15 protein-coding genes are annotated in these 14,671 nt (G+C 68.4%); 9 read left to right on the plus strand and 6 right to left on the minus strand.

What is annotated here, in order from left to right:
• Positions 1 to 35: 35 nt before the first annotated feature.
• Both ACH4U8_RS17700 and ACH4U8_RS17705 read right to left on the minus strand, forming a co-directional pair.
• The gene (locus tag ACH4U8_RS17700; protein WP_360304911.1) at positions 36 to 806 is read right to left on the minus strand and encodes a methyltransferase domain-containing protein; all 771 of its coding nucleotides are present in this window, start codon (positions 804 to 806) and stop codon (positions 36 to 38) included.
• Entirely contained in the window at positions 803 to 1,408 is a 606-nt protein-coding gene (locus tag ACH4U8_RS17705) for a DUF3043 domain-containing protein (RefSeq protein WP_360304913.1), read from the minus strand. The genes ACH4U8_RS17700 and ACH4U8_RS17705 overlap by 4 nt, the downstream gene beginning before the upstream one ends.
• A gap of 199 nt (positions 1,409 to 1,607) precedes the next feature.
• Between ACH4U8_RS17705 and ACH4U8_RS17710 the strand changes: the two genes are divergently transcribed.
• Both ACH4U8_RS17710 and ACH4U8_RS17715 read left to right on the plus strand, forming a co-directional pair.
• Positions 1,608 to 2,366, plus strand: a complete 759-nt coding sequence (locus ACH4U8_RS17710; protein ID WP_360305453.1) for a PspA/IM30 family protein — start codon at positions 1,608 to 1,610, stop codon at positions 2,364 to 2,366.
• Entirely contained in the window at positions 2,363 to 2,656 is a 294-nt protein-coding gene (locus ACH4U8_RS17715) for a hypothetical protein (protein ID WP_360304915.1), read from the plus strand. Before ACH4U8_RS17710 ends, ACH4U8_RS17715 begins: the two co-directional genes overlap by 4 nt.
• An 88-nt stretch (positions 2,657 to 2,744) precedes the next feature.
• Here the strand turns inward: ACH4U8_RS17715 and nadA are convergent, their stop codons facing one another.
• Positions 2,745 to 3,929, minus strand: coding sequence for a quinolinate synthase NadA (nadA, locus tag ACH4U8_RS17720; RefSeq protein ID WP_379991917.1), 1,185 nt, complete (start codon positions 3,927 to 3,929; stop codon positions 2,745 to 2,747).
• A gap of 195 nt (positions 3,930 to 4,124) precedes the next feature.
• On the opposite strand from nadA, the gene ACH4U8_RS17725 reads away from it, so the two are divergent.
• Positions 4,125 to 4,478: an iron-sulfur cluster assembly accessory protein gene (locus ACH4U8_RS17725; protein ID WP_126638364.1), complete on the plus strand. Its 354-nt coding sequence runs from the start codon at positions 4,125 to 4,127 to the stop codon at positions 4,476 to 4,478.
• A gap of 74 nt (positions 4,479 to 4,552) precedes the next feature.
• Here ACH4U8_RS17725 and ACH4U8_RS17730 read toward each other — a convergent pair whose 3' ends face one another.
• Both ACH4U8_RS17730 and ACH4U8_RS17735 read right to left on the minus strand, forming a co-directional pair.
• Positions 4,553 to 5,170 carry a hypothetical protein gene (locus ACH4U8_RS17730; RefSeq protein WP_395778677.1) on the minus strand — a complete coding sequence of 206 codons (618 nt, stop codon included), beginning with the start codon at positions 5,168 to 5,170 and terminating at the stop codon, positions 4,553 to 4,555.
• 70 nt (positions 5,171 to 5,240) lie between these two features.
• Entirely contained in the window at positions 5,241 to 5,453 is a 213-nt protein-coding gene (locus ACH4U8_RS17735) for a hypothetical protein (RefSeq protein ID WP_360304919.1), read from the minus strand.
• Positions 5,454 to 5,632: 179 nt separating this feature from the next.
• On the opposite strand from ACH4U8_RS17735, the gene ACH4U8_RS17740 reads away from it, so the two are divergent.
• The gene (locus ACH4U8_RS17740) at positions 5,633 to 6,610 is read left to right on the plus strand and encodes a carbohydrate kinase family protein (RefSeq protein ID WP_360304921.1); all 978 of its coding nucleotides are present in this window, start codon (positions 5,633 to 5,635) and stop codon (positions 6,608 to 6,610) included.
• Positions 6,611 to 6,996: 386 nt separating this feature from the next.
• Here the strand turns inward: ACH4U8_RS17740 and ACH4U8_RS17745 are convergent, their stop codons facing one another.
• A complete protein-coding gene (locus ACH4U8_RS17745; protein WP_395778679.1) occupies positions 6,997 to 8,418 on the minus strand; it encodes a cysteine desulfurase/sulfurtransferase TusA family protein in 1,422 nt (473 codons plus the stop codon).
• A 235-nt stretch (positions 8,419 to 8,653) separates the two neighbouring features.
• Between ACH4U8_RS17745 and coxB the strand changes: the two genes are divergently transcribed.
• From coxB to ACH4U8_RS17770, 5 genes are all read left to right on the plus strand, one after another.
• Positions 8,654 to 9,517 (plus strand): cytochrome c oxidase subunit II, encoded by an 864-nt coding sequence (gene coxB, locus ACH4U8_RS17750; RefSeq protein ID WP_360304925.1) that lies wholly within the window; start codon positions 8,654 to 8,656, stop codon positions 9,515 to 9,517.
• A 3-nt stretch (positions 9,518 to 9,520) separates the two neighbouring features.
• Positions 9,521 to 11,239, plus strand: coding sequence for a cytochrome c oxidase subunit I (gene ctaD / locus ACH4U8_RS17755; RefSeq protein ID WP_360304927.1), 1,719 nt, complete (start codon positions 9,521 to 9,523; stop codon positions 11,237 to 11,239).
• The gene (locus tag ACH4U8_RS17760) at positions 11,236 to 11,634 is read left to right on the plus strand and encodes a cytochrome c oxidase subunit 4 (protein WP_360304929.1); all 399 of its coding nucleotides are present in this window, start codon (positions 11,236 to 11,238) and stop codon (positions 11,632 to 11,634) included. The genes ctaD and ACH4U8_RS17760 overlap by 4 nt, the downstream gene beginning before the upstream one ends.
• Before the next feature lie 280 nt (positions 11,635 to 11,914).
• On the plus strand, positions 11,915 to 13,120 hold the full coding sequence (locus tag ACH4U8_RS17765; protein ID WP_395778681.1) for an Ig-like domain-containing protein: 1,206 nt from the start codon (positions 11,915 to 11,917) through the stop codon (positions 13,118 to 13,120).
• Positions 13,121 to 13,342: 222 nt separating this feature from the next.
• Entirely contained in the window at positions 13,343 to 14,569 is a 1,227-nt protein-coding gene (locus tag ACH4U8_RS17770) for an Ig-like domain-containing protein (RefSeq protein WP_395778683.1), read from the plus strand.
• Positions 14,570 to 14,671: the final 102 nt, after the last annotated feature.

Consider the following 14,671-nt stretch of genomic DNA (forward strand, 5'->3'; position numbering starts at 1 on the left):
ACTCACACGGCTCCCATCGCGACGGCGGGTGCGGCTCAGCGCACCGTCTTCTCGCCGACCACGTGCAGGACCGGCGCGATCAACCGATACGGGTCGCGGCGGGACGCGTCCTCCTCGCAGGCGAGCAGGTTCGTCCATGCCTTCTGGCCGCGCGGTGGCTCGGCGTCGTCCGGCTGGAGACCGCTGAAGACGCCCACCCCGTACCAGTCCAGCACCGGCGCGCCCAGGTCGGCGAGCACCGTGCACAGGCCCTCGACGGTGTCCGCGCGCAACGTGCCGCCGGCCGGGTTGGGATACGTGGTCGCGGACAGGCCCTTGAGCGTCGCGGTCCACTGGGCCGCGGCGCCCGCGCGCATCGCCAACGAACCGGCGTTGCGCGAGGTGACCGAGATCAGCCCGCCCTGGGTCATCATCCGGGCCAGCGCGGCGAGCATGCCGTCCGGCTCGGGCTGGGCCTCCAGCACGTCGTGGCAGATGGCCAGGTCGAAGCTGCCCGGCGGGAAGTGCCGGCCGGCCTCGGCGCCGTCGCCCTCGACCAGGCGCATTCGCCCCTGCACATCCGAACTCTCGTGGACCAGATCCTCGTGCAGCTTGGTGAGCACGTCGGTATCGGTGTTCACCGAGGTGACGATGTGTCCGGCGCGGGCGAGCAGTATGCCGGGCGAGGCCGGTCCGCAGCCGACGTCCAGCACCCGCAGCGGGCCCCGGTCGCGCAGTCGCGTCATGTGCTCGGCCAATTGGCGGGCCACCAATTCGCGACGGACCTGGGTGTGCAGGTCGCCGGTCAGCCCGGTGATCGTGGTCATGTGACCTTCTCGCCTCGTTTGACCTGCGGCTTGGGCAGCCGCAGCCGACGGAGCTGGAGACTGCGCATCAGCGCGTAGGGCGTGACGCCCTTGAGGTTCTCCTTGGGGAACTTCGCCCGCAACGCCTTCTTCAGGCCCAGGTTGACCCGGATGGAGTCCAGGATGATCAGCAGGATCACCGCGATCCACAGGAAGAGCGAGAAGTTCTTCACCGCGAGGCTGGGCAGGATGCTCAGGATCAGGATGATCACGGCCGAGGGCAGGAAGAACTCGCCCACCGTGTAGCGCGCGTCGACGTAGTCGCGGGCGAACCGGCGCAGCGGCCCCCGGTCGCGGGCCGGCAGCGCCCGCTCGTCGCCGGTCAGCAGTGCCTGGCGCTGCGTCTCGCGCTCCTCGCGCATCCGCATCCGGGCCTGCTTGCGCGCCTGCTTCGGGTCCTTGGAGACGGACACCTTGGTCTTGCGGTTGGCCTGGGCGTCGCTGCGCTTGGGCGTCGGACGGCCCTTGGGGGCCTGGGGGTCACGGACGGCCTGCGAACCCTGGAGACGCTCCAGGGACTGCTCGGCGGTCTCGGGCTCTGCTTGGGAACGTCGTCGGAACACGCTCAAAGCCTACGTGTTCGAGCCGGTGGACATTTCAAGGCTCCCCGGATCCGGTGCGACCCGGATGCGGAACTCTCACGGGCGGGAACACGTCAAGTGAGGCAAAGCCCTGCTGCCACAAGGTCGCTTGGGCATTTAGGCTTCAGGGAGCAGCACGGGTTGCCTACGAAGGGGGCACGCGAGGCCCATGAGCGGTGTAATGAAGCGAATGGCGATGATCTTCCGCGCGAAGGCCAACAAGGCCCTCGACAAGGCCGAGGATCCGCGCGAGATGCTCGACTACTCGTACCAGAAGCAACTTGAGCTGTTGCAGAAGGTGCGCCGGGGCGTGGCCGATGTGGCCACCTCCCGCAAGCGGCTCGAATTGCAGATGACCGGTCTGCAACAGCAGTCGGGCAAGCTCGAGGACCAGGGCCGCAAGGCGCTGGCGCTCGGTCGCGAGGATCTGGCCCGCGAGGCGCTCATGCGCCGCTCGGGTGTGCAGCAGCAGATCTCGGACCTCGGTACCCAACACCAGAACCTCCAGGCGGAGGAGGAGAAGCTCGTCCTGGCCTCGCAGCGACTGCAGGCCAAGGTGGACGCGTTCCGTACCCGCAAGGAGACCATCAAGGCGACCTACACGGCCGCCGAGGCCCAGGCGCGGATCGGCGGCGCGGTCGCCGGCATCTCCGAGGAGATGGGCGACGTCGGACTCGCGATCCAGCGGGCCGAGGACAAGACCGCGCAGATGCAGGCCCGGGCGGGCGCGATCGACGAGTTGCTCGCCTCGGGCGCGCTCGACGACCCGACCGGGATGGCGAAGGACGACATCACCGCCGAGCTGGAGCGTTTGTCCAGTACGTCGGACGTGGAACTGGAGCTGGAGCGGATGAAGGCCGAGCTCTCCGGTGGCACCCCGCCGCCGGCGATCGGTCCCGGACAGCCCCGGCCGCGTTTCGACAAGGGAGACGGCACATGATCGTGCGGATCGTGGGTGAGGGCCAGCTCGACGTCGCGGCGGAGCATCTGGATGTGCTCAACCGCTTCGACGACGAGCTTCAGGTCGCGATCGAGGGTGGCGACGACGCCGCCTTCCGCGCGGCCTTGGATGCGCTCCTGTCCAAGGTCCGCGAGGTCGGCATCTCGGTGCCGAATGACGAGATCGTGCCCTCGGACCTGCTGTTGCCGGCCGGGGACGCGCATGTGGACGAGGTCAGGGAGATGCTCGGCGTGGACGGACTGGTCCCGGGGCGCCCCGGGACCACCTGACGCGTATCCGCTCTTCCGTGCTGCGTGTGGGCGGTGTGCCCCGGGGCTCCCGGGGCACACCGCCCGCTCACTGTCGTGGCCGGCCGCTTTACGGCAGGGCCAGCATGCGGTCGAGCGCGACCTTGGCGAACTTCTCGGTCTCCGCGTCCACCCGGATCCGGTTGACCACATTGCCCTCGACCAGCGATTCGAGCGTCCACACCAGGTGCGGCAGGTCGATCCGGTTCATCGTCGAGCAGAAGCACACCGTCTTGTCCAGGAAGACGACCTGCTTGTCGGGGTGTGCGGCGGCCACCCGGCGGACCAGGTTGAGCTCGGTCCCGATCGCCCACGCCGAACCCGGCTCGGCCGCGTCGAGCGTGTTGATGATGTATTCGGTCGAGCCGACGTAGTCGGCCGCGGTGACCACCTCGTGCCGGCACTCCGGGTGCACGAGCACGTTGACCCCGGGGATCCGGGCGCGTACGTCCTCGACCGAGCTCACGTCGAACCGCCCGTGCACCGAGCAGTGTCCGCGCCACAGGATCATCTTCGCCGCGCGCAACTGCTCGCGGGTGAGGCCGCCGTTGGGCTTGTGCGGGTTGTACAACACGCAGTCGTCCGGGCTCAGCCCCAGCTCCAGCACCGCGGTGTTGCGGCCCAGGTGCTGGTCCGGCAGGAACAGCACCTTCTCGCCCTGCTCGAAGGCCCAGTCCAGGGCCCGCTTGGCGTTGGAGGAGGTGCATATCGTGCCGCCGTTGCGGCCGGTGAACGCCTTGATGTCGGCCGACGAGTTCATGTACGAGACCGGCACGGTCGTGTCCGCGATGCCCGCGTCGGCGAGCACGTCCCAGCACTCCTCGACCTGCTCCGAGGTGGCCATGTCGGCCATCGAGCAGCCCGCGGCCAGGTCCGGCAGGATCACCTGCTGGTCGTCGGAGGTGAGGATGTCGGCGCTCTCGGCCATGAAGTGCACACCGCAGAACACGATGTACGGCGCGTCCGGACGGGCCGCCGCCTCGCGCGCGAGCTTGAACGAGTCGCCGGTCACGTCGGCGAATTCGATCACCTCGTCGCGCTGGTAGTGGTGGCCCAGGATGAATACCCGGTCGCCGAGCCGCTCCTTCGCCGCCCGGGCCCGGGCCACCAGGTCCGGGTCGGACGGCGAGGGCAGGTCGCCGGGACACTCGACGCCCCGTTCGCTGCGCGGGTCGGCGGCGCGCCCGAGCATCAGCAGCGCGAGCGGCGTCGGCTGCACCCCGGGCGGCAGGTCCAGATCGTGTGTCGCGGTCACGGCGCGCACCTCTTCTCGTCTAATTGACACTAACAATCCTATCCTGTTCGTGTCAGGTTGACGAGAGTGGGGGTGTGCGACCATGAGTAAAACGCGAGGGCCCGAAGCATGATGTGGGAATAGGGCCGAGCCGCCGTCGGTTGCCGAGGGTGGAAGTGGCGTACGAATGTCGAACCACCACGTGGGAGCTTGCAGATGACTGTCCAGGACGAGACCACCACGACCGGTGGCATCCTCCTCAGCGATGAGGCGGCGGCCAAGGTCAAGACTCTGCTGGAGCAAGAGGGTCGCGACGATCTCGCGCTGCGCGTGGCCGTCCAGCCCGGCGGTTGTTCCGGCATGCGGTACCAGCTTTTCTTCGACGAGCGTTCGCTCGACGGCGACGTCGTGGCCGACTTCAACGGCGTCTCGGTCGTCACGGACCGGATGAGCTCGCCGTATCTGAGCGGCGCCACGATCGACTTCGTGGACACCATCGAGAAGCAGGGCTTCACGATCGACAACCCGAACGCGGCCGGTTCCTGCGCCTGCGGCGACTCGTTCCACTGATTCGTCGCTTCGCGACACCTCGACGCCGCGTCGGCCCATCAGGGCCGGCGCGGCGTCGCCGTGTGCGGGTTCGGTCAGCCCGCCGAGAACGGATTGCCGCCCGGGGTGATGGTCGCGCCGGTCTCCGCGTCGACGACGGCGCGGGTGCCCAGGGGTGTGGGAAGCGTCACGTTCACCGAATTCTCCACGGCCATGTCGGTGCACACGTCGGCCAGCGGGGTGATCTCCACCCGGATGGCCACCTGGCCGGCCGATTCGCGGGCGACGACCAGGCGGTCCCGCTCGCACTGGCCGGTCCACAACCACGCGGTCAGGGTGCGGCCGTCCGGGGCCAGGGTGTAGCGGCTGAAGCGGGTGTCGCGCTGGGCCGGGTAGTAGGTGTGCGCCGCGCCGGGCGACAGGTTCGGGGAGGACGTCGAGCCGCCCGGGTTCGCGCCGTTGCCGGTGGCGGGTGCGCCCGGATGGGCCTGGGCGGGGCCGGCGGACGGTGCGGCCGGGTCGACGGCGGCGGGGCCGCCCCGGTCGGCCGGGCCGGCGACGCTCGGACGGGGCGAATCGCCGTCGCCGAGCACCGCCCAGGTGCCGCCGCCGATGCCGAGCACCGCGACGATCGCGAGCCCGACGATCAACGGCCGTCGGGGCGCGGTGGGTTCGGGTCGAAGGTCTGCGTCGTGCTCACCGTGGGTACGCATGCCGATCGGACGCGGGACCGGGCGGCGCGGTTCCCCGGAGGTCGGATCGGTCGCGGGCCGGCGCCGTGTTTCAGTCGCCGTACTCGGACATGCCGGCCACCAGGGTGGCGCCGTGCGCGGGAATCTCGGTGGCGGGGGCGTGCGAGCCGGCGGGCACGGCCTTGGCCGGCAGGCGCTCCGGGCCCAACGTGGTCCACGACGCGTCGATGTGACGGCAGTCACCGCGCAGGTCTTCGAGCGTCTCGGGCTCGGCCTGGGATCGCATCACGGGCATCGGGGACATTTCACGACTCCTTGTACCGGGGATCTTCAGCGTAGGTCGCACGGAGCGTGACGGCACGGTCTACCGACCGGTAGTTTTCGACCGGGTGCACGACCGAGGTGGGATAACGTGTGCGAGTTTCCCCCTTCTCGTACTCCCAGTACGCCACTTCCCCGTCCTCCACATAGGAGACACGCGCCATGCGCATTGCCGTGACCGGTTCGATCGCGACCGACCACCTCATGACGTTTCCGGGTCGGTTCTCCGACCAGCTCGTCTCCGACAAGCTGCACGTGGTCTCGCTGTCCTTCCTCGTCGACAAGTTGGACATCCGGCGCGGTGGTGTCGCGCCGAACATCTGCTTCGGCATGGGGTGTCTGGGGCTGTCGCCGATCCTGGTCGGTGCCGCCGGGGCCGACTTCGTCGACTACCGCTCGTGGTTGGACCGGCACCACGTGGACACCGAGTCCGTGCACATCTCGCCGACCCATCACACCGCTCGGTTCGTGTGCACGACGGACGAGGAGCACAACCAGATCGCGTCCTTCTATACCGGCGCGATGAGTGAGGCCCGCGAGATCGAATTGCGCCCGGTGGCCGACCGGGTCGGCGGCCTGGACCTGGTCGTGATCGGGGCGAACGACCCCGAGGCGATGTTGCGGCACAGCGACGAGTGCCGGGATCGGGGCTATGCGTTCGCGGCCGATCCCTCGCAGCAGCTCGCTCGGATGGAGGGCGAGGACATTCGGCGGCTCATCGACGGTGCGGCCTATCTGCTCACGAACGAGTACGAGAGTGCGCTGATCGTGCAGAAGACCGGGTGGTCGGAGGCCGACATCCTGAAGAAGGTGGGGGTGCGGGTCACCACGCTGGGGCCGAGCGGGGTCAAGGTCGAGCGGGCGGACGGGGAGACGATCGTCGTGCCTTGTCCTGCGGAGGACGCCAAGGTCGATCCGACGGGGGTCGGGGACGGGTTCCGGGCCGGGTTCCTGGCGGGGATCTCGTGGGGATTGTCGTTGGAGCGGGCGGCGCAGGTGGGGAACATGGTGGCGACGTTGGTGATCGAGACGGTCGGGACGCAGGAGTATTCGTTGCGACGGGCCTCGTTCCTGGGGCGGTTCGCGAAGGCCTATGGGGATTCGGCTGCGAGTGAGGTTGCGGCGCACTTGGCTTCGTGACGCACTCGGCCTTTGGCGGGCGGGTGGCCTCATGCGCTCGGTTGGGCCGGGTTTCGCCTCATGCGCCGGCGGGGCTGCTTGGCCTCAAGCGCCGGCCGGGCTGGGTTCGCCTCAAACGCCGGCGAGGCTGCTTGGCCTCGAACGCCGGCCGGGCTGGGTTCGCCTCATGCGCCGGCGGGGCTGAGTGGCCTCATGCGCCGGCCGGGCTGGTTGCCCTCATGCGCCGGGCGGGCTGGGTTCGCCTCAAGCGCCGGCGGGGCTGAGTGGCCTCAAGCGCCGGCCGGGCTGGGTTCGCCTCATGCGCCGGCGGGGCTGAGTGGCCTCATGCGCCGGCCGGGCTGATTGGGCCCGGCCGGCGTTTGGCGTTGGGTTGGGTGTGGTTTGGCTCAGGCGTTGGGTGGGGTTTGGGGTTGGTGGCGGCGGACTGTGTAGGCGGTGCCTTGGGGGTGGGGGGTGGCGCGGATGAAGTCGTGGCCGGTCATTTCGCACCAGGCGGGGATGTCGAGGGCTGAGGCCTCGTCGTCGGAGAGGACGGTGACCAGGGTGCCGTCCTCGACGTCGAGGATGCGTTTGGCCAACTCGATCACCGGGATCGGGCAGCGGCGGCCGAGGGCGTTGACGATCACGCCTTCGGCCGCGGCTTCGGGGGCTGCCGGCGTGGGGGTGTGGGCGACTGTCGCGCGGAGGTCGGCGATCAGGGGTGGGAGGAGGGCCAGGAAGCGGTCCACCTCGGCCTCGGCCGTGCCGCGCGGCAGCGATACGCGGATGTTGCCGTGGGACAACACCCCCATCGCCTCCAGGACATGGCTGGGGGTCAGCGTCGAGGACGTGCACGAGGAACCCGAGGACACCGCGAAGCCGGCCTTGTCCAACTCGGTCAGCAGGGCCTCGCCGTCGACGTACAGGCAGGAGAAGGTGACGATGTGCGGGAGTCGGTCGACCGGATCGCCGACCACCTCGACATCGGGCACCGTCTCGCGAACGCGGGTGCGGATGCGGTCGATCAGGCCGGACAGTCGGCGGTCCTCCTCGGCCGACTCGGTGCTCACCGCACCCAGCGCGACCGCCGCCGCGACGATGGCCGGCACGTTCTCGAAGCCGGGTACCCGGCGCGCCTCGCGTTCGTCGTAGGGCAGCGACGACGAGAAGCGGGTGCCCTTGCGCACCACGAGTAGACCGACCCCCGCCGGACCGCCCCACTTGTGCGCGCTCGCGGTCAGCACCGACCAGCCGTCCGGCACCGACAGCCGGCCCACCGACTGCGCGGCGTCCACCAGCAGCGGCACGCCCGCCGCCTGACACGCCGTCACCACCTCGGCGATCGGCTGCACCGTACCCACCTCGTGGTTGGCGCTTTGCACGCACGCGAGCGCGGTGTCCGAACGAAGGGCCGAGCCGAACGCCGACACGTCGAGGCGGCCCGTACGGTCCACCCCCGTCCGGGTGATTTCCGCGACCGAGCCACGCTGCTCCGAACGAGCCGCGTGGGCGTCCGCGGTGTGCAATACGCAGGAGTGTTCGACCGCGCCGAGGACCAGGTGCGTGCCCACCCGACGACGGCCCGCGAGCACGCCGAGCATGCCCAACTGGACCGCCTGTGTCCCGGATGTGGTGAATGACACTTCATCAGATCGAGTGCCCAGTACGGATGCCACCGTCTCCCGCGCGGCGTCGAGGAGCATTCGGGCTCGTCGGCCGTCGTAATACCCGCGCGCGGGATCGGCCCAGCCCTCGTCGAGAGTGCTCAGGAAGGCCGCTTTCGCGGCCGGGTGCAGCGGTTCGGTGGAGGCCGCGTCGAAATACGCCATGCGTCGGACCGTAGCCAATACCCGAATCCCGGACACGTTCGGGCCGTTCGCCCGAACGGACGCACCGGCACATCTACCCGGTCCGCCACACCAGACCTCCGCGCGCGACCCGAATAGGGCTGGAGTAGGGTTTGGCCCGCAGAAACATCCATACCTGTCCGCGCAACGGGTCGCCAGGGAAGAAAAGTTCCCCACCTCGACTCGCGCGCGGGCGAGACATTCGGGAAGGCGCTACGTGAGTCCCTACGGCTCCGACCGCTCGCCGCGGCGCTGGATGCGGCGCAGGGTGCCGCAGCTGCTGGCTCTGGGCCTCGTCATTGCGACCGCCACCGGCTGCTCCGTCGATTCCAAGGACCTGCCGAGACTCGGCCTGCCCAACCCTGTCACCGAACAGGGTCCGCGAGTCCTGTCGCTCTGGCAGGGCGCCTGGATTGCAGCGCTGATCGTCGGGGCCGTGGTGTGGGGGCTCATCCTGTGGAGCGTCGCGTTCCACCGCCGGTCGCGCACCAAGATCGAGATCCCGCCGCAGACGCGCTACAACCTCCCCATCGAGGTTTTGTACACGGTCATCCCCGGCATCATGATCGCGGTCTTCTTCTACTTCACCGCGCGTGACGAGACCAAGCTCGAAGAACTCTCCAAGAATCCCGACAACGTGATCAACGTGGTCGGTGTGCAGTGGAGCTGGTCCTTCAACTACAAGGGCGACCCGGCCGACGGCACGGTCGACGTCTACGAGCAGGGCACGCCCGGCAAGCCGCCGACGCTCTACCTGCCCGTGAAGGAGTCCGTCCGGTTCGATCTGACCTCGCCGGACGTCATCCACTCGTTCTGGGTCCCGAACTTCCTTTACAAGAAGGACATCATCCCGGGCCGAACGAACAAGTTCGAGGTCGTCCCGACGAAGAAGGGCACGTACGGCGGCAAGTGCGCCGAACTGTGCGGTGTGGACCACTCGCGCATGCTCTTCAACGTGAAGATCGTGGACAAGGCCGAATACGTCCAGCACCTGAAGGAGCTGGCCGCGAAGGGCCAGACCGGCGAGCTGCGCAGCAAGATCAACGAGCCGGCCCCCGTTGAAGCGCACGGGAAGAAGTGACGAGTGACAATCCTCAGTGAGCCACAGACCGTGGCCCCGGACGGACCTCCGCCGGTCCGCCGCAAGGAGCCCGGGAACATCGTCATCAAGTGGATGACGACCACGGACCACAAGACGATCGGGTCGATGTACCTGATCACCTCGTTCGTCTTCTTCTGCATCGGTGGTGTGCTCGCGCTGCTCATGCGCGCGGAGCTGGCCCGCCCCGGTACGCAGTTCATGTCGAACGAGCAGTTCAACCAGTCGTTCACGATGCACGGCACGATCATGCTGCTGATGTTCGCGACGCCGCTGTTCGCCGGCTTCACGAACTGGATCATGCCGCTGCAGATCGGCGCGCCCGACGTCGCGTTCCCGCGCCTGAACATGTTCGCCTACTGGCTCTACCTGTTCGGCTCGATCATCGCGGTGGCCGGCTTCATCACCCCGCAGGGTGCCGCCGACTTCGGCTGGTTCGCGTACGCGCCACTGTCCGACGCGGTCCGCTCGCCGGGCATCGGCGGTGACATGTGGATCATGGGTCTGGCGATGTCGGGCTTCGGCACCATCCTCGGTGCCGTCAACTTCATCACCACGATCATCTGCATGCGCGCGCCCGGTCTGACCATGTTCCGGATGTCGATCTTCTGCTGGAACGTGCTGCTGACCTCGGTCCTGGTCCTGATGGCGTTCCCGGTCCTGGCCGCCGCGCTGTTCGCGCTGGAGGCCGACCGCAAGTTCGGCACCCACATCTTCGATCCGGCCAACGGCGGACCGATCCTGTGGCAGCACCTCTTCTGGTTCTTCGGCCATCCCGAGGTGTACATCATCGCGTTGCCGTTCTTCGGCATCGTGTCGGAGATCATCCCGGTCTTCGCGCGCAAGCCGATGTTCGGTTACAAGAGCCTGATCGCCGCGACCATCTCGATCGCGGGCCTGTCGGTCACCGTGTGGGCACACCACATGTTCCCGACCGGCGCGGTCATGTTGCCGTTCTTCTCCTTCATGACGTTCCTGATCGCCGTACCCACCGGCGTCAAGTTCTTCAACTGGATCGGCACCATGTGGCGCGGCTCGTTGTCCTTCGAGACACCGATGTTGTGGACCGTCGGCTTCCTGGTGACCTTCGCGTTCGGTGGTCTCACCGGCGTCATCCTGGCCTCGCCGCCGCTGGACTTCCACGTCTCCGACACCTACTTCGTGGTGGCGCACTTCCACTACGTGGTGTTCGGCACCGTGGTGTTCGCGATGTTCGCGGGCTTCCACTTCTGGTGGCCCAAGTTCACCGGCAAGATGCTCGACGAGCGGCTCGGCAAGATCACCTTCTGGACGCTGTTCATCGGCTTCCACACCACGTTCCTGGTGCAGCACTGGCTGGGTGCCGAGGGCATGGCCCGTCGGTACGCGGACTACCTGGACTCGGAAGGCTTCACCACGCTGAACACGATCTCGACCCTGGGCTCGTTCCTGCTGGGTCTGTCGATCCTGCCGTTCTTCTACAACATCTGGAAGACGCACAAGTACGGCAAGAAGATCACCGTGGACGACCCGTGGGGCTACGGTCGTTCGCTGGAGTGGGCGACCTCCTGCCCGCCGCCGCGGCACAACTTCACGAGCATTCCGCGGATCCGTTCCGAGGCTCCCGCGTTCGACCTCCACCACCCGGAGATCGCCGCGCTGGAGTACCTCACCGACGAGCGTTCCGAGGCGTTGCCCGAGCCGCCGAAGGGAGCCGAGAAGTGAAGTTCAACGGTGTCCTGTTCGCCGTCCTGGCCGTGTTCCTGCTGCCGGTGACGATCGTCTACTGGGTGCTCTCCGAGGACCCGACCGGTACCACCGCGCTGTCGCTGACCTTCGGTCTGTCGCTGATGATCGGGTTCTACCTGATCTTCACCGCGCGCCGGATGGACCTGCTCGCGCAGGACAACGAAGAGGGCGAGATCGCCGACGACGCCGGCGAGCTGGGCTTCTTCGCCCCGCACAGCTGGCAGCCGCTGATGCTGGCGGTCGGTTCGGCGCTGCTGTTCCTGGGCGTCATCTTCGGCTGGTGGCTCGCGATGTTCGCCGCGCCGATCGTCGCGATCGGCGTCTGGGGCTGGGTCTTCGAGTTCTACCGGGGGGCGGACCAGCGCTACTAGCGCTACCGATTCGCAACCTTCGCAATACGGTTTCGCCACAAGGCCGATCACCCGAATGGGTGATCGGCCTTGTGTGGTATCTACAGAGGACTTCCTTGAAGATCCCCCGAATGTCACCGGTGTGTGACTGTTCGCCGGTCGTAGCAACCCCGACCGGGGGTCGAAGCGTCAAATGGACGCAAGGGAGTTCCAGGACGAGGGAGGAACACGCGTGCCCCGGATACACGGAGCATCGCGCACGGGGGTAGCGGGCGGCGGAATACGCCTCTTCGCGGGACTCATGGTGGCGCCGCTCATATTCATCGCAGGTTGCTCGTCCGACGGCGGCAAGACCGGTTCGGGTGGGACCGGAGGCAACTCCGGTGGTTCGAGCACCGGTCCGAACAAGAAGGCGGCGGCTCCCGCCACCATCGCGATCACACCCGCCGACGGCACCAAGAGCGTGGAGACGGACGGCGCCCTCAAGGTCGACGCGACCGGCGGCAAGCTGACCTCGGTCGTGGTCACCGACGCCAAGGGCAAGACCGTGGAGGGGCAGCTCAGCCCCGACGGCATCGGCTGGAAGCCGGCCGCACCCCTGGCCAACGGCGGTGCCTACACGGTGGCGGCCAAGGCCGCGAACGCCGACGGCGCCGAGGTCACCGCGCAGAGCAAGTTCAACACCAAGGCCGCCGACGACACGTTCGTGGCCGACTTCAACATCGAGCCGGACAGCACGTGGGGCGTCGGCGCGATCATCTCGCTGAAGTTCAACGAGCCGATCAAGGACAAGGCCGCGATCGAGCGCAACCTCAAGGTGGTCGCGGAGCCGGCGGTGCAGGGTTCGTGGTCCTGGCTCAAGGACCTCGACGGCAACGACCGGATCGACTACCGCCCGGAGAAGTACTGGGCGAGCGGCACCAAGGTGAACCTCAAGGCGAACCTGACCGGCGCGAAGGCGGCGCCGGGTCTGTACGGCAAGCAGACCAAGGACATCAAGTTCACCATCGGGCGCTCGCTCGTGGCCACCGCGGACCTCAAGTCCAAGCACATGGTGGTCAGCAAGGACGGGTCCCGGATCGAGGACCTGCCGATCTCGGCCGGCGGGCCGAACTACCCGACCTGGGGCGGCACGATGGTCGTGCTGGACAAGGTCGACGGCATCACGATGGACTCCGAGACGGTCGGTCTGGGCTCCGCGTACAACATGAAGAACGTCCGGCACGCGGTGCACCTGACCGCGTCCGGCACCTACGCCCACGGCGCGCCGTGGAACGATGGCAAGTTCGGTCGGCAAAACGACAGCCACGGCTGCATCGGGCTGGGCGCCTCGAACGCCAAGACGTTCTTCGATCTGGTCACCCAGGGTGACCCGGTCGAGGTGATCAACAGCACCGACAAGACCGTCAAGGCCGGCAACGGGCTCGGCGGCTGGAGCGTCGACTGGGCGACCTGGGTCAAGGGCAGCGCGCTGGGCGGCGGGACGGCGGGCACCCCGGCCGGCTGAGCGCCGGCACGCACGAGGTTCCCGCACGAGGTTTCACACGGTAGGGCGAACCGCCCGATCGCGCGATCCGACCGATGGTCGGCATGGCGCGATCGGGCGGTTTGTACGTTCGGATGAATGAAGCAGGGCGTTCCCGGCCACTCTCGATGCAACAACTCCGCGTAGCCCGCGCCCCACCGGCACGGGCGGATCGCGTTCGTTGAGCACGGCTGGAGGTCGAGAGTGAATCGGAACGGGAGTGTTCGCCTCCGCTGGATCGGCTGGGCGCTCACCTCGGCGCTGCCACTCGTGTTCGTCACCGGATGCGGCACGTGGCAGAAGCAGCGCGGCACCGAGATCGACCGGCCCGCCAAGAGCGTGGCCCGGCTCACGGTGGACGTGCGCACCGATCGACCCGCGCAGCCGGGCCGGCCGGTGACCGTCGGTGCGAGCGGCGGCCGGCTGTACGCGGTGAGCCTGACCGGCCCGGACGGAAAGCCGGTGCCCGGCGGCAACGCGGCCGGCGACGCGACGTGGACCAACTCGGTACCGCTGGCGTACAACACCACCTACACGCTGACCGCGGCGGCGGTCGACGCGTTCGGGTTGACCGCGACCCGCACCGAGACCTTCACCACGCTGGCGCCGGAGGCCGAGCGGGGGGTGGCCTCGATGTTGCCGGAGGCCGACACCACGGTGGGGATCGGCATGCCGATCACCGTCACGCTGCAAAAGCCGGTCACCGACCCCGCGCAGCGCGCCGAGGTGGAGAAGCGGCTCCTGGTGTCCGCCTCGACGCCGGTCGAGGGCGCCTGGGGCTGGGTGGACGACACGACCGTGCGTTATCGGCCCAGGGAGTACTGGCCGGTGGGCACCAGGGTCTCGGTGGCCACCAGCCTGCTCGGGGTCGACTTCGGCAACGGCGTCTACGGCGGCCCGGGCGCGTCGTTCGGCTTCGAGGTGGGCGACGCCGTGGTGGCGACCGTGGACTCCGCGGCGCACACGATGACGGTCAAGCGCAACGGAACCGACCTCAAGACGGTGCCGGTGACCACCGGCAAGCCCGGCTTCACCACCCGCTCGGGCACCAAGGTGGTGCTCGGCAAGGCCCCGCACGTGTTGATGGACGGCACCACGGTGGGCATCTCGGCGGACAGCAGCGACGGTTACCGGCTGGACGTCTCGTGGGCCACCCGGGTGACCTGGAGCGGCGAGTTCCTGCACGCCGCGCCGTGGTCGGTGAGCGCGCAGGGCAGTGAGAACGTGAGCCACGGCTGCGTGGGGATGAGCGACGAGAACGCCAAGTGGTTCTACGACCAGGTCAAGGTCGGCGATGTGGTCACCGTGGTGAACACCGGCGATGCCAAGGCGATGGAGCCGATCGGCAACGGCTACGGCGAATGGAACCTGGACTGGGCGCAGTGGCTGACCCACAGCACGGTCGGCGCGGCCACCACGCGTGGACTGTGAGCGCATCGACGACACCGCTGCGCGAGAACGATCCGCGAAGTCCCGTGCGGCCGTCTGCGGGGCGTAACGCGAAGGGCCCCACCGGAGAGATCCGGTGGGGCC

It is taken from the genome of Embleya sp. NPDC020886, assembly GCF_044333915.1.
Lineage (GTDB): Bacteria > Actinomycetota > Actinomycetes > Streptomycetales > Streptomycetaceae > Embleya.

Excerpts from the sequence above, each read along its gene's own strand:
- ACH4U8_RS17765 (WP_395778681.1), top strand. The coding sequence starts at position 11,915 with ATGGTGGCGCCGCTCATATTCATCGCAGGTTGCTCGTCCGACGGCGGC.
- ACH4U8_RS17725 (WP_126638364.1), top strand. The coding sequence starts at position 4,125 with ATGACTGTCCAGGACGAGACCACCACGACCGGTGGCATCCTCCTCAGC.
- ACH4U8_RS17740 (WP_360304921.1), top strand. The coding sequence starts at position 5,633 with ATGCGCATTGCCGTGACCGGTTCGATCGCGACCGACCACCTCATGACG.
- ACH4U8_RS17735 (WP_360304919.1), bottom strand. The coding sequence starts at position 5,453 with ATGTCCCCGATGCCCGTGATGCGATCCCAGGCCGAGCCCGAGACGCTC.
- ACH4U8_RS17715 (WP_360304915.1), top strand. The coding sequence starts at position 2,363 with ATGATCGTGCGGATCGTGGGTGAGGGCCAGCTCGACGTCGCGGCGGAG.
- ACH4U8_RS17730 (WP_395778677.1), bottom strand. The coding sequence starts at position 5,170 with ATGCGTACCCACGGTGAGCACGACGCAGACCTTCGACCCGAACCCACC.
- ACH4U8_RS17710 (WP_360305453.1), top strand. The coding sequence starts at position 1,608 with ATGAAGCGAATGGCGATGATCTTCCGCGCGAAGGCCAACAAGGCCCTC.
- ACH4U8_RS17700 (WP_360304911.1), bottom strand. The coding sequence starts at position 806 with ATGACCACGATCACCGGGCTGACCGGCGACCTGCACACCCAGGTCCGT.
- ACH4U8_RS17745 (WP_395778679.1), bottom strand. The coding sequence starts at position 8,418 with ATGGCGTATTTCGACGCGGCCTCCACCGAACCGCTGCACCCGGCCGCG.